The organism is Sphaerospermopsis torques-reginae ITEP-024 (genome assembly GCF_019598945.1).
Taxonomy (GTDB): Bacteria; Cyanobacteriota; Cyanobacteriia; order Cyanobacteriales; family Nostocaceae; genus Sphaerospermopsis.
The window spans coordinates 2,351,547-2,364,345 of sequence record NZ_CP080598.1; the positions used below are offsets into that span (position 1 = coordinate 2,351,547).

Here is a 12,799-nt window from a genome sequence, read left to right on the forward strand (position 1 = left end):
TAGGGAATAGGGAATAGGGAACAGGGAACAGGGAACAGAGAACAGGTAATTATTGATTTTCTTCCCAGTCACCAGTCACCAGTCACCAATCACCAATCACCTTAATCTTCAATATAAATCAAGAGACGTTGCATACAACGTCTCTAATATGTATGTTGCATTTTCAACTAAATTTATTTAAAAATCAAAGGGCTTTTTCATATAACTTGGCTTTAAAAAAGTAAGGATTCAAGTTGGGCAACCACGGGGGGATTGCCCCTACTTCTGACTCCTGACTTCTTACTTGAAAAAATCATTTTCTACCTTACAAGCTGAAAAATAATTAAAATATGCCACAATCAACTTACAATTCATCCTCAGCCGTTCTTGTCTCAGGACAAACTCATTCTGCTGATATTCAACAGGAAAAACAGACAGAAACTACAGAGAAAGATTGGTTTTATGGTACGGAAGAATTATTAGATGCTTTACCTAAAGCCTGGACACGCTCAATGCTCTATTTACTAGTTAGTTTTACAGCAGTAGCCTTACCTTGGACAATGTTTTCTCAAGTTGATGAAACTGGAAATGCTAGTGGTAGAATAGAACCCAAAGGAGCAACCCAAACATTAGATAGTGCAGTTACTGGTAGTGTTATTGCTGTCAATGTTCAAGAAGGTGCAACAGTTCAAGCTGGACAGGTTTTAGTAGAAATAGATTCTGAAGTTTTGCGAACAGAACTGCAACAAACCCACGCCAAATTAGAAGGTTTAGTTAATCGCCAAGCTCAATTAGAATTACTCAAAAATCAAGTATTACTGGCGATAAATATCCAAGAACAACAAAACCAATCCCAACAATTAGAAAAACTCGCTCAAGTTAATCAAGCAAGAGAAAACTTGGATGCTAAACAAAGTGCATATAATCTGCAACAATGGGAAAGACTCGCTCAAATTGAACAAGCAAAACAGAGCATCAATTCTACCCAAATTGCCCATAGTTTAGCTAAAAGTCGTTTAAGTCGAGATTTATTAGAAGTCGCTCGATATCGTCAACTTTTAAAGCAAGGTGTAATTCCTCAAATTAGATTTGTGGAAATAGAAAAAACAGCAGAAGAAAGTCAAAGGTTGGGAGAAGAAACTAAAGCTAATATTAAACAATCTCAGTTGCGTCTTCAGGAAGAAGTCAGCCGATATAACTCAATTATAACTCAAGCAAAGTCAGATATTGAACAAGCAAAACTGCGTTTACAAGAACAGGAAAGTAGCTATCAAAGTGTTGTACAAGCAGGTAAATTAACATTGTTGAAAAATCAGGAACAACTGAAAGATTTACAAACCCAAATTACTTCAGTGACATCAGAAATTACTCAAACCAAGAGTCAAATTAAATCATTGGAATTGCAATTACAACAACGAGTTGTGCGATCGCCTATTGATGGCACAATCTTTGAATTACCTGTGAAAAAACCCGGTTCTGTTGTGCAAACAGGACAGATGCTGGCGCAAATTGCCCCCAAAGGTGCTACTTTAATTTTGAAAGCACAAATGCCCAGTCAACAAAGTGGTTTTGTGAAGGTAGGAATGCCAGTAAAAATCAAGTTTGATGCTTATCCTTTCCAGGAATATGGTGTGACGCAAGGGCGTGTTACCTGGATTTCACCTGATGCTAAAATTCCAGAAAATAGCCCCACTCGCTTAGAAACTTATGAGTTAGAAATTGCCTTGGAACAACCTTATATTCAAGCTGGTAACAAACGTATTCCTTTAACACCAGGTCAAACCGCAACCGCAGAAGTTATTGTGCGTCAACGTCGCGTTATTGACTTTATTTTAGATCCTTTCAAAAAGCTGCAAAAGAATGGTTTAGACCTTTAATATAGTAGGAGTCAGGAGTCAGGAGTCAAGAGTAAAACTACTCCCAATACTGTTCGGTTAAGGATTTTCGTAGGTTGGGTTGAACAAAGTGAAACCCAACAAAACCTTGTAAACGTTGGGTTTCGTTCCTCAACCCAACCTACAAATTTTATGATTTTGAGCTTAACCGAAAAGTATTGAAACTACTCCTGACTCCTAAATTATTAATAATGGAGAATTAGATAATGTCAAACGTTATAAGCGTTTCTTCTGAGGATATTCTTTACCATGTTAAAATATCTTGCCAAATTCCTAATGTACTAGAAGCGATCGCCACTAGAAAAATAATTGCAGATACCGCTATCAAAGAAGATATTACCATCACAACAGAAGAACTACAACAAGCAGCCGATAGCCTACGATTAGCCAACAAACTGATTAAAGCAGAAGACACTTGGGCATGGTTAAATAAACATTATCTTTCCTTGGATAACTTTGAAGAAATCGCCCATACTAACTTAGTATCTGCAAAATTAGCCGAGCATTTATTTGCAGATAAAGTTGAACCATTTTTTTATGCTCACCAACTCGACTACACCGCCGCAGTAACTTATGAAGTGATATTAGATGATGAAGATTTAGCTTTAGAAATATTTTATGCTTTGCAAGAAGGTGAAATCAGTTTCCACCAAATTGCTCGTCAATATATTCAAACTCCCGAAATTCGTCGTGCTGGAGGATATCAAGGTATGCGCCAACGCAGTGATTTTAGACCAGAAATAGCCGCCGCTATTTTTGCAGCCAACCCCCCCCAAATTCTCAAACCAATCATTACATCTCAAGGAGCGCATATCATTATGGTAGAGGAAATTATTAAACCCCAGTTAAATGAACAGATGCGGGTGAAAATCATGGGCGATTTATTTACAAATTGGTTAAAACAACAAGTGAAAACATTAGAAATAAAAGCCAATTTAGAAGAAGATAAAAATTATCAATCTTCTCCACAAAAATCTTCTCCACAAATATTCAGCGAAGCCAGCTAAGGCAATTATAAATAACAAAACAACCCATGAGTAAAGAATTGAAAACCTATGATTTGTATCTGGCTTTTTATTAATTGCGAGAAATAGGCTTAACTGAACTTTAATGTTCATTTTAATATCCCCAACCTCTCAAAGAAGTCGGGGATATATTTATGAGGAACTAAAATTTAATTTGAGCTATGTTTACTGCTCGTAAATTTACCCCAATTTACCTTTAAACCAGAAAATTTTAATTTTCTATCCTGCTGTAAATGCTGCTTATCTCCATTAAAAATATAGTTATCTTGGATTAATTGACTATAAATTTCATGGGGTATATAGTCTAGAGGGTCGCATCCAGCAAAGTGGAGAAATAAAATGCAAGCCCAGGCATATTTACCAAGGATAATAGCTTTGATAATTTGTTGAAACTGTGCGTCTTTAAATATCTTATCTAATTCTTGATTCTGCTCAAAATTTTCTTGAATCATACCATTACCTCTAAAATGAGAAGCCAAACAAATTTATCAACGGTACTAATGCTAAAATCCTCAGCATTTAGCATCTGGGCTAAATGCTAAAAGCTTAAGTGCAACTAAAACAAAGGAGTGTAAATATCCTGAGAACGGGGATTAAGATAAGGACTTTGTAAGTCAATTTTCATCGCAGAAAATTGCTTAAAAATAGATGTCATACGACCTTCTGGGCTATGATCACCTTGCTGCCAAGCTGCTATTAAACCATTAGCAATAATTTGACAGCGATGAGTACCAAAACTTTCCTGCTCACCAAATTTTTGCTCTGGTTCTTCAGCGCAAGCTAACCCCGGTGCTAATAACTTAGTAAACAAAGGTACTTGCTCTTGAAAATAGGATTTATTTTCCTCATATATTCTTGGTAATATTGGGTGAACTAGCTCATATTTGCCTTTGTTAAAGTAAAGCACGGCTGAGTCATAACGTCGATAATCGGCAGGATTATATAGTGCTTTAAACGAAAATGAAATGTCGATATTATTTAGTGCTTCTGTTAAACTTTCCATTACGGCTGCTGCCCCTTCAGGTGTTAAGTTAAAGTAAATTCGCGTAATCTCATGATTATTTTGAGAACCTGCATTTGCTACGGCCATATAAAATCCCTTCTGCACCAAATTCTTCGGCATTTTAATAGATACAAACTTACCAACAGTTAATTTTTGCTTTGTTGGTAACAGATGCAAATTAGGATCAACGTGCAGTGTTAACCCATTTTTATGCACTGCCAAAGTGCCATCCGTTTCTTCCCTGACTATCTGCCAGCTATGACTCCAGTAGCCTTGACTTTTGTTCCTGGTATGCAAAAGATCATAGAATTCTAAATCCACTCCGAATAAACTATTATTTTCAAGATTTTGGTTTACTTTACTATTGCTTTCCTCGTCATCAGGATTTTGATCAGGTTTTGTGGCAACGTTATAATAAGCACTGTATATAAAATTACGCAATTGTAACTTTAAGTGCTGTTGCTGCATCTCCAATGGTAACTTTTCAAAGCGAGGGATTACTGACTCTGGCAATTCTAAAGATTTGTACTTTGGATGCTTGATACAGTGGTGAGATTCAATTTTAATGTTATTGACAATATCTTCTAGTGATGTCTGCAATTGCTGGGGCAGTTCTGCAAGTTGAGATTGTACCGAATCTAATAGTTGCATAGTTTCTAGTGAGGGGTGTAGAGAACAGGGAACAAAATCCAAAATCCAAAATCCAAAATCTAAAATCGTATCAAGCGACAGTCATTGATAAACTGGTAGGTATCAATTCTGAGGCTTCCATGCCAAAAATTGTGGTCATAGATGCTTGAGGACGACACAATAAGCTTTTGGCGACTTGAAGAATGCAGATACCCGAATTACCAAAGGTTCTTTCATGTTGCAATTTAGCTTGAATAGATGTAATTAAAGAAAAACCGGTAAATTGCACAACTCGTTGTAAAAACTCAGGACTACGCTCTAAAATTTCGGGAAAGTTAGCTAAATAAGTAGCCATTAATTCTGCTATGGAAGGCTGTATTAGATGTAAAGGAATTGCCGCTAAACGTAAAGATTCTTCAATGGGTATGGTTCTACTAGCTACCATACTATATAGCCAAATTTGTAGATAACTAGCAATTATTGATCCTAAATCGTTGGCTGGATCTCCCCAAGAACCACGTTCCCAGTCAATTAAACGAATAATTTTATCATGTTGATCAGGCAAGAAAAATTCTGAAGATATTTCTCTTTCTGCTGCTGTTTCCCAATCTAAAGAAAGCAGAATATTGTTAAGTTTGAGGTCGTTGTGAGTTAAACAACAAGGATGAAAAGCTTCTTTCAAATTGGCGATCGCTTTTCCTAAATTATCGTAACGTTGATAAAGTGCAAAGAATTTCAACCCATCAGATGTAACGTGACCAAATACTTCTGGTGTAATTCTATTTACTCCCCCATTCATCTGAGAACTTGTTTGTGTGATCACTTCAGAATTTTGTAAAAATTGCTGATACTCTTGACGGTCTAAAGTTAAACGATGAATTGAAGCTAAATTTTCTCCTATTGAGCGAGCAATTTCAGTCGGGAATAAATTCTCCTTAGCATAAAATTCTGCTACATCCCGATAGTTATTGAGATAATTAAAAACAATGATGGAATTTTCAGCATCAAAATGAATTACTTCTGATAAAGATGAGCGTAGATGAATAACTTCTGGGAAGGTTTGGAAAAAATTATGAACTTGCCATTCATCTAAAAACTCACCACGAGTTCTACCTTCTCGGTTAAGACGTTCTTGTTTTACTAACAATTGACTACCATCGGGCAAGCTAACTAATAAATTAAAATTTTTGGCAGATTTTAACTCAATTTTACTCAATGACTGTTCTGCTTGAGTACAAAGTCCGTGGGAAATGAGATAAGAAAAAACGTTTTGAGAACTTAAAAGAAATGGCATAGCTTTAATGAAAATGAAAAACTTTTAATCAATAAAATTTGATAAATTTCCAGAAATCTCCTTATTTTTGCTTTCGCATTTAACAATTATTTTTATTCTTGAATATTGTACATACTTTCTAATGACAAGTCTCTACTACTAAATTCATAATCTGTGTTTATGAATGAACTCGTTAAAAATGAAATAGCATCAATAGCCGCAATTACAAGCATAAATTCAAGAGTCTTAACACCAAAATTTAGAATTTGAGAACTAGAACCATCTACACCACCAAATACTGCTTGAGAATCCTGATTATTGACTTCATTGATAAATCCTTCTGAATCCATAGGATGCAGGTCAGCAATAATAATTCGTGCCATTTATTTAATGCTGTAAAAATTAGATTTTGTTGATTTTTTTATTGGCTCTCCTGGTTTATTGGTAAAATAGTCAACTTATGTTAATTACATATATGTTAATTACATAAATTACTTTTACCGTTAATCCCAGGAGAGCCATTTAACTCAGTCGTTCACTACAAGAAAGACTATTAGTAGCCGTAGCCGTAGCCATCGCTGTAGGACTTAGCTAAGTAACCAATATGTCCAATACCATAGGTATTCACAAAAGCTTCAGCTAATTTTGTGAGTGTGGATATATCACTAACATCGCTATCAGAGTATCCACCATAAACAGAAATGGAATTAGCATCACTCATTTCGTTAAGAAAGCTTTCGGAATCTTGGAATAATTCAGAACCAGTTGCTTGCAATTCAGAGAGTTTGATACTAGCCATAATTTCCTCCTCAAAGACTTGTTTTCAGTGATTAAAAATTGCACTATGGGGAACTACAAAATTACCAGTAGCCCTTGTCGCTGTAGGACTTAGCTAAGTAACCAATATGTCCAATACCATAGGTATTCACAAAGGCTTCAGCTAATTTTGTGAGTGTGGATATATCACTAACATCGCTATCAGAGTATCCACCATAAACAGAAATGGAATTAGCATCACTCATTTCGTTAAGAAAGCTTTCGGAATCTTGGAATAATTCAGAACCAGTTGCTTGCAATTCAGAGAGTTTGATACTAGCCATAATTTCCTCCTCAAAGACTTGTTTTCAGTGATTAAAAATTGCACGATGGGGAACTACAAAATTACCAGTAGCCCTTGTCGCTGTAGGACTTAGCTAAATAACCGATATGACCAATGCCATAGGTATTCACAAAAGCTTCAGCTAATTTTGTCAGTGTTGACATATCGCTCACTTTGCTGTCATATCCACCATAAACAGAATTAGCATCGCTCATTTCGTTGAGAAAACTTTCGGAATCTTGGAATAATTCAGAACCAGTTACTCGCAATTCAGAGAGTTTGATACTAGCCATAATTTCCTCCTCAAAGACTTGTTTTCAGTGATTAAAAATTGCACGATGGGGAACTACAAAATTACCAGTAGCCCTTGTCGCTGTAGGACTTAGCTAAGTAAGCAATATGTCCAATACCATAGGTATTCACAAAAGCTTCAGCTAATTTTGTGAGTGTGGACATATCACTAACGGTGCTATATCCACCATAAACAGCAATGGAATTAACATCGCTCATTTCGTTAAGAAAGCTTTCGGAATCTTGGAATAATTCAGAACCAGTTGCTTGCAATTCAGAGAGTTTGATACTAGCCATAATTTCCTCCTAAAAGACTTGTTCTCAGTGATTAGAACAATGATGAGAATTTGTGGGAGCGGTTAAGTTTTTCTTTGCTCAACCGATACTCCTATTTTTATTGAAGAAAATTTGTAAAATCAAGGGTTTGAACTGGGTTTATCAGACATTAATCATGAATTTATGTCTTTTTTATAGCTGATTAATTTTTGCGTTACATGACTTTTCAATTCAACATTCAGATTGGAACTGCTGTAAGTAAACCATAAGATTTCACAGATATAGTAAGGGTAATTCATGAATTACCCCTACCAAGAATTAGGTTTTTAGTCCAATCTTGATTGAGTAAGTCCAGGATAGATAAACAAAAATAAATTATCCTATCTTGTGTGATGATTTTGAAAATTGCATAAAAAATCGTGCGTTATCTATTTCTAAACAGAAAACACACGAATATGGAAACTATGGTTAAATTATCCAGCCAATCTGTTAAAAATTGATTGACTGTCTCAAGTCCTCAAGTGTGGTGTCAATGTCCATTCTCCATCTATCGAGATTAGTATTTATGTCTTCCATTAGCGCGGAAATATCACTACTTTCTAATGTTGTGCTTGGATTTCTCCTTCTTCTTCTACCAAAACCACCTTTGATATTTATCATTTCCCCAGGAGTTGCTTCCTGAATAAACTGTGCATCATGATTAGGGTGGAGTTCATAAATTTTTATGCCCATTTTTGGATCACCTCCTGAAATACTGGTTTGAATAGAACTGAATTAAAATTTTAAATTCCCTTGCTTATATTGTGAACTTATATCTGATAAATTCAAGATTTTGAGAGCCATTTTCCAGACAGAATTTCATGAGTTTTGTCTAGCAAACTGATAGTTTTTGAGAAATGCAATTTTCTATTAAGCTGTTGTGCATTTAATTTGTATAAGTCTGGCGGGCAAGATGCCCGCACCACAAGACTTAACTAGATTAGGATGATAAAATTTAGCTGCCTAACAGCTTAAATAGGGTTTTCAACCTATTCCCCCCGGAAGACAGCACAGGAGATGAGAGCGCCCATGATCACAATGAAATAGGGCATTGGTTTTCTTATCCATGCCCAATGCCCTATGTATGCCCAAGGTATAGTTATCAGCGGCCTGTGATAAATTAACTTCTCAAACTCACACCGAATTTTTCTACTAAAGCTTCTCGCACTTTATTATGTACAGGTTCAACTTCATTATCAGTGAGAGTGCGATCGCCAGCACGATAAACTAAACGAAAAGCTAAACTTCTTTGACCAGCAGGAACATTTTCACCCCTGTATTCATCAAAGACTTCCACCGATTCTAACAACCCTTTCCCAGCTTTGTTAATCACTTTTTCCAGTTCGGAAACTGTGACTTTCACAGGTGCGAAAAATGCCAAATCTCTATCACTTGGGGGATAGGTAGAATAGGATTGAAACTTGGGAATTAGTAAATCATCATTATCCAGTGCATTTAACAAAGTATCCAAACTTAACTGGAACACATAAACCGCATCTGGTAAACCTTTATCCCGTCTTAGTTGGGGGTGAACTTGTCCAAAAGTTCCCAGTCTATTACCTCCCAACCATAAAGAAGCAGTCCTTCCTGGATGTAACCGAGAATCTCTATTTTCTGGTTGAAATTCTACCTGTAAACCAAATTGTTGAAAGACATTTTCTAAAATACCTTTCGCTTCAAACCAGGTCATTGGTTGTTCTCTTCCACCACGGGACCATTTACCAATGCTAGTATCACCACCCATAATCCCAGCTAACGCTTCAGCTTCATCTAACCCTTCTTCTTCTTGCCAGAAAATGCGCCCGATTTCAAAACCATTTAACGCCCCATTTCCTTGTTCTAAATTGTATTGAAAAGCATCAATCAATCCAGAAATCAAATCAGTCCGCAAAGCTGAATACTCTGCAAATAAGGGGTTACTCAAAACAATTTGTTTATCTTCCCCTGGTTTAACTAAAGAATAGTGCATTAATTCTGTTAAACCTTCACCCCGTAAATAAGAGCGAATTTTTAGCAGTAATTCTTGATCTAAAGGTAAATAACCTGGTTCGGTTTTTTCTGGTAAAGTATCAACGAAATTATCATAACCATAAAGACGGGCAATTTCTTCAATTAAATCAATTTCCCGTTCTAAATCACGGTAACGATAGGGTGGTACTTTTACCGTCCAAGTGCGGTCATTGTTATCAGTTAATTCACATCCTAAAGCAGTCAAAATTCTTTCTACATCTGCTGCTTCTAATTCTCCGGTTTCTAATCCTAAATCAATTGGACCTAGCACTTCATTAATTCTATTTAACCGCAAAACAATAGAATGTGTCCAGGTAGCAGCATCAGGACGATGATCAACTATTTCCTGTTGCACAATCACCCCATTTGCTAATTCTTGAATTAGAGATAAAGCGCGGTTACAAGCAGTTTCTAATTCTGCTCGATTTACACCTCTTTCATATCTTCCCGACGCTTCACTTCTTAAACCCACACCGCGAGAAGAACGACGAATGGCAACCGAATCAAATAATGCTGCTTCTAAAACTAAACTGGTTGTACCTTCGTAAACTTCAGTTTCTTCACCACCCATAACTCCTGCTAAAGCAACAGCTTTGTTATTAGCAGTAATTAATAAATTTTGGGTAGATAAATTGCGGGTTTGTCCATCTAAAGTTTTCAGAGTTTCCCCACTTTCAGCAAAGCGCACACCGATGGTTAAATTTTCTAAATTTTCACCACCAGCTACAGATTTTAATCTTTCTTGATCAAAAGCGTGTAACGGTTGTCCCCATTCTAATAACACATAATTTGTGATATCTACCACATTATTAATGGGACGGACTCCCGCAGCAAGTAATTTTTGTTTTAACCACTCAGGAGAAGGGGCAATTTTGATCTGTTCAACAACAGTTCCAATGTATGCAGGACAAGCTTTATTTTCGGAAATCTTCAAGCTTAAATTTCCGGCATTATTATTAATTGTAACTGCTGGAGGTTGAGGAATAGATAATTTTCCACCGGTTAAAGCTGCAACTTCTCGCGCAATACCTACCATAGATAAAGCATCTGCACGGTTAGCGGTTGCAGTGACATCTAAAATGACATCATCTAAACCCAAAAAAGGACGCACATCACTACCCAAGGTGAGATTTTCTTCAGTAAAAATATGAATCCCGTCTACATCAGTCGGTAAACCCAGTTCTTTTAAAGAACAGATCATTCCGTTAGATGGTACACCTCTGAGTTTCGTGGGTTTAATTTTTAAGTCGATGTTGGGTAAGTAAGTACCTTTAGTTGCAACTGGTACATAAATATCTGCGCGGACATTAGACGCACCACAAACAATGTTTAATGTTTCCTCTGCACCTACATCTACTGTACAGACACTCAGTTTATCCGCGTTGGGGTGCTGTTCCCGTTGCAGCACTTTACCGATCACAACGCCATCCGCCCAAGTGCGCCGATCTTCTATATCTTCAACCTCAAACCCTGCCATTGTCAAGGTGTGGGCTAGTTCTTCTGGAGTTTGGTTAATTTCTACGAGTTCCCGTAACCAATTGAAAGAGATACGCATTTAGTTGTCGTTGTGTTTGGATTTGTGTTTTGCTTTAATTTTATAATTAATTTTATGATAATTTTTAGGATATTTGGCTGTGTATGCTAAAGTTCAAGATATGGTTAACCAAATTATTATCAGCGAAGAATTATGAATGAGCTTAGGCTGGAATTACCTGCAAATATTTCTCTTGATGAAGCACAACTATTGTTGACAGTTAAATTATTTGAATCTGGTAAATTATCTTTAGGACAAGCTGCTAAACTAGCAGGTTATTCTAAGAGTACATATATAGAGTTACTGGGAAAAATGGGAGTTCCTGTAATTAATTATCCACCTGAAGAACTAGAACAGGAGATGAATCTGTGAGTGAAGTTGCTGTTACTAATAGCACCTGTTTGATTGGTTTAGAAAGAATAGGACGTTTAGAAATATTACCACAGGTTTTCTCTTCTATATTCATACCATTAGCTGTACAGCAAGAAGTAGGTATTAATGCAGATTGGCCAATAGTTCAATCAGTAGCTAATTTAGCTTTAATTGCTGCTTTAAAAACCCAACTTGATCCAGGAGAAGCGGAAGCTATAGCACTAGCAATAGAATTAGGAGATGTTTTTTTAATTATAGATGAACGTAATGCTCGTCGTATTGCTCAACAAATGGGTTTAAAAGTTATAGGTACACTAGGAATGTTACTACGTGCTAAAGAAAAAGGTGTGATTTCGGAAGTTAAACCAGTGATTATGTCACTAGAATCTGTTAATTTTCGGATAGCACCTGCTTTAATTCAAAAAGCTTTAATTTTAGCGGGAGAATTATAATAATTACAACTTTTGCGCTGTTGTTTCTAGTCATAATCATCTTCATATTCAATTATACGAAATAGTTCTATAATTTCTTGCTGTTTTAAAGCTTTTGCAATTACAGCACTTTGATCACTATAACCACTCAGTTCTAAGACTTCTTTGATTAAGTTTTCGTCTATTTCTAAATTTGTTATCATATTGTATGTTTCTCTAAAGTTTCATTTACCAAACTATTGCCATATTCAAAATAAATCCGGGTAAAATATCTTCCCCTGATAATTCTAAAGGTTCGGCTAATATTTCCACTGGTTTACCTAAACGATAAATTTCTACTTGCTGCGTCTTAGGATTTATTAACCAACCTAATTTTACACCGTTTTCCATATATTCTTGCATTTTCTTTTGTGTTTCTTGCAAGCTATCTGTAGGTGACATTAATTCTAAAACAAAATCTGGAGCAATGGGAGGAAATTTAGTTTTTTCTTCTGTGGTTAAACTATCCCATCTTTCTTTTTTAATCCATGCAACATCTGGAGAACGATTTGCACCATTAGGAAGTTTAAAACAGGTGGAAGAATCAAAACAAACTCCTAGTTTATTTTGACGATTCCAAACACCAAAATCAATTCCCATTTCAAAATTACTTCTTCCTGTTTCTCCTCCAGTGGGTGACATAACTAATAGTTCTCCTTTTGCGTTGCGTTCAAATTTCACGTCAGGATTTTCCCGACATAGTTGATAAAATTGATCATCGGTAAATCTGACGATAGGGTTTAGGTTAATGGTTATGGCTGTCATTGTCAATATGGGGTGATAGGATAAAACAGGTATTTTTCAATATTGTCAGAATCAGGATTTCCAGGATTAGAGGATTTACAGGATGAAAACAGATATTTGTCAGTAATTAACCATGATTAGGATTAACTAGATCATGAG

16 protein-coding genes are annotated in these 12,799 nt (G+C 36.0%); 4 read left to right on the forward strand and 12 right to left on the reverse strand.

The window, feature by feature from the left end; genetic code table 11:
• Window positions 1-329 precede the first annotated feature (329 nt).
• Together K2F26_RS11005 and K2F26_RS11010 are read left to right on the forward strand one after the other, a co-directional pair.
• Entirely contained in the window at window positions 330-1,856 is a 1,527-nt protein-coding gene (locus tag K2F26_RS11005) for a beta-barrel domain-containing protein (protein ID WP_220611497.1), read from the forward strand.
• Window positions 1,857-2,080: 224 nt separating this feature from the next.
• Window positions 2,081-2,881, forward strand: coding sequence for a peptidylprolyl isomerase (locus K2F26_RS11010; protein WP_220611498.1), 801 nt, complete (start codon window positions 2,081-2,083; stop codon window positions 2,879-2,881).
• A gap of 167 nt (window positions 2,882-3,048) precedes the next feature.
• Here the strand turns inward: K2F26_RS11010 and K2F26_RS11015 are convergent, their stop codons facing one another.
• The 10 genes from K2F26_RS11015 to pheT all read right to left on the reverse strand — a co-directional run bounded on the left by K2F26_RS11015 (window position 3,049) and on the right by pheT (window position 11,075).
• Entirely contained in the window at window positions 3,049-3,351 is a 303-nt protein-coding gene (locus tag K2F26_RS11015) for a HetP family heterocyst commitment protein (RefSeq protein WP_220611499.1), read from the reverse strand.
• A 104-nt stretch (window positions 3,352-3,455) separates the two neighbouring features.
• Entirely contained in the window at window positions 3,456-4,553 is a 1,098-nt protein-coding gene (locus K2F26_RS11020) for a T3SS effector HopA1 family protein (protein ID WP_220611500.1), read from the reverse strand.
• 70 nt (window positions 4,554-4,623) lie between these two features.
• The gene (locus K2F26_RS11025; protein WP_220611501.1) at window positions 4,624-5,826 is read right to left on the reverse strand and encodes a protein kinase family protein; all 1,203 of its coding nucleotides are present in this window, start codon (window positions 5,824-5,826) and stop codon (window positions 4,624-4,626) included.
• A gap of 92 nt (window positions 5,827-5,918) precedes the next feature.
• Window positions 5,919-6,188: a hypothetical protein gene (locus K2F26_RS11030; RefSeq protein WP_220611502.1), complete on the reverse strand. Its 270-nt coding sequence runs from the start codon at window positions 6,186-6,188 to the stop codon at window positions 5,919-5,921.
• Window positions 6,189-6,358: 170 nt separating this feature from the next.
• Window positions 6,359-6,604: a hypothetical protein gene (locus K2F26_RS11035; RefSeq protein WP_220611503.1), complete on the reverse strand. Its 246-nt coding sequence runs from the start codon at window positions 6,602-6,604 to the stop codon at window positions 6,359-6,361.
• 61 nt (window positions 6,605-6,665) lie between these two features.
• Window positions 6,666-6,905, reverse strand: coding sequence for a hypothetical protein (locus K2F26_RS11040; RefSeq protein ID WP_220611504.1), 240 nt, complete (start codon window positions 6,903-6,905; stop codon window positions 6,666-6,668).
• A gap of 61 nt (window positions 6,906-6,966) precedes the next feature.
• Window positions 6,967-7,197: a hypothetical protein gene (locus tag K2F26_RS11045; RefSeq protein WP_220611505.1), complete on the reverse strand. Its 231-nt coding sequence runs from the start codon at window positions 7,195-7,197 to the stop codon at window positions 6,967-6,969.
• Window positions 7,198-7,258: 61 nt separating this feature from the next.
• On the reverse strand, window positions 7,259-7,492 hold the full coding sequence (locus tag K2F26_RS11050) for a hypothetical protein (protein ID WP_220611506.1): 234 nt from the start codon (window positions 7,490-7,492) through the stop codon (window positions 7,259-7,261).
• Window positions 7,493-7,960: 468 nt separating this feature from the next.
• Window positions 7,961-8,203: a hypothetical protein gene (locus K2F26_RS11055; RefSeq protein WP_220611507.1), complete on the reverse strand. Its 243-nt coding sequence runs from the start codon at window positions 8,201-8,203 to the stop codon at window positions 7,961-7,963.
• A 427-nt stretch (window positions 8,204-8,630) separates the two neighbouring features.
• Window positions 8,631-11,075 carry a phenylalanine--tRNA ligase subunit beta gene (gene pheT / locus K2F26_RS11060; protein ID WP_220611508.1) on the reverse strand — a complete coding sequence of 815 codons (2,445 nt, stop codon included), beginning with the start codon at window positions 11,073-11,075 and terminating at the stop codon, window positions 8,631-8,633.
• 132 nt (window positions 11,076-11,207) lie between these two features.
• Here pheT and K2F26_RS11065 point away from each other — a divergent pair, with 132 nt between their 5' ends.
• Together K2F26_RS11065 and K2F26_RS11070 are read left to right on the forward strand one after the other, a co-directional pair.
• The gene (locus tag K2F26_RS11065; RefSeq protein WP_194058182.1) at window positions 11,208-11,426 is read left to right on the forward strand and encodes a UPF0175 family protein; all 219 of its coding nucleotides are present in this window, start codon (window positions 11,208-11,210) and stop codon (window positions 11,424-11,426) included.
• Window positions 11,423-11,878 (forward strand): PIN domain-containing protein, encoded by a 456-nt coding sequence (locus tag K2F26_RS11070; RefSeq protein ID WP_194058180.1) that lies wholly within the window; start codon window positions 11,423-11,425, stop codon window positions 11,876-11,878. The genes K2F26_RS11065 and K2F26_RS11070 overlap by 4 nt, the downstream gene beginning before the upstream one ends.
• Before the next feature lie 26 nt (window positions 11,879-11,904).
• Here K2F26_RS11070 and K2F26_RS11075 read toward each other — a convergent pair whose 3' ends face one another.
• Window positions 11,905-12,060: a type II toxin-antitoxin system VapB family antitoxin gene (locus K2F26_RS11075; RefSeq protein WP_220611509.1), complete on the reverse strand. Its 156-nt coding sequence runs from the start codon at window positions 12,058-12,060 to the stop codon at window positions 11,905-11,907.
• Window positions 12,061-12,085: 25 nt separating this feature from the next.
• Window positions 12,086-12,661, reverse strand: coding sequence for a Uma2 family endonuclease (locus K2F26_RS11080; RefSeq protein WP_220611510.1), 576 nt, complete (start codon window positions 12,659-12,661; stop codon window positions 12,086-12,088).
• Window positions 12,662-12,799 lie beyond the last annotated feature (138 nt).

What these genes read in the sequence shown, in the direction of transcription:
- K2F26_RS11045 (WP_220611505.1), bottom strand. Translation starts at nt 7,197, where the DNA reads ATGGCTAGTATCAAACTCTCTGAATTGCGAGTAACTGGTTCTGAATTA.
- K2F26_RS11050 (WP_220611506.1), bottom strand. Translation starts at nt 7,492, where the DNA reads ATGGCTAGTATCAAACTCTCTGAATTGCAAGCAACTGGTTCTGAATTA.
- K2F26_RS11030 (WP_220611502.1), bottom strand. Translation starts at nt 6,188, where the DNA reads ATGGCACGAATTATTATTGCTGACCTGCATCCTATGGATTCAGAAGGA.
- K2F26_RS11075 (WP_220611509.1), bottom strand. Translation starts at nt 12,060, where the DNA reads ATGATAACAAATTTAGAAATAGACGAAAACTTAATCAAAGAAGTCTTA.
- K2F26_RS11065 (WP_194058182.1), top strand. Translation starts at nt 11,208, where the DNA reads ATGAATGAGCTTAGGCTGGAATTACCTGCAAATATTTCTCTTGATGAA.
- K2F26_RS11055 (WP_220611507.1), bottom strand. Translation starts at nt 8,203, where the DNA reads ATGGGCATAAAAATTTATGAACTCCACCCTAATCATGATGCACAGTTT.
- K2F26_RS11015 (WP_220611499.1), bottom strand. Translation starts at nt 3,351, where the DNA reads ATGATTCAAGAAAATTTTGAGCAGAATCAAGAATTAGATAAGATATTT.
- K2F26_RS11040 (WP_220611504.1), bottom strand. Translation starts at nt 6,905, where the DNA reads ATGGCTAGTATCAAACTCTCTGAATTGCAAGCAACTGGTTCTGAATTA.
- K2F26_RS11010 (WP_220611498.1), top strand. Translation starts at nt 2,081, where the DNA reads ATGTCAAACGTTATAAGCGTTTCTTCTGAGGATATTCTTTACCATGTT.
- K2F26_RS11005 (WP_220611497.1), top strand. Translation starts at nt 330, where the DNA reads ATGCCACAATCAACTTACAATTCATCCTCAGCCGTTCTTGTCTCAGGA.
- K2F26_RS11025 (WP_220611501.1), bottom strand. Translation starts at nt 5,826, where the DNA reads ATGCCATTTCTTTTAAGTTCTCAAAACGTTTTTTCTTATCTCATTTCC.
- pheT (WP_220611508.1), bottom strand. Translation starts at nt 11,075, where the DNA reads ATGCGTATCTCTTTCAATTGGTTACGGGAACTCGTAGAAATTAACCAA.
- K2F26_RS11080 (WP_220611510.1), bottom strand. Translation starts at nt 12,661, where the DNA reads ATGACAGCCATAACCATTAACCTAAACCCTATCGTCAGATTTACCGAT.
- K2F26_RS11020 (WP_220611500.1), bottom strand. Translation starts at nt 4,553, where the DNA reads ATGCAACTATTAGATTCGGTACAATCTCAACTTGCAGAACTGCCCCAG.
- K2F26_RS11035 (WP_220611503.1), bottom strand. Translation starts at nt 6,604, where the DNA reads ATGGCTAGTATCAAACTCTCTGAATTGCAAGCAACTGGTTCTGAATTA.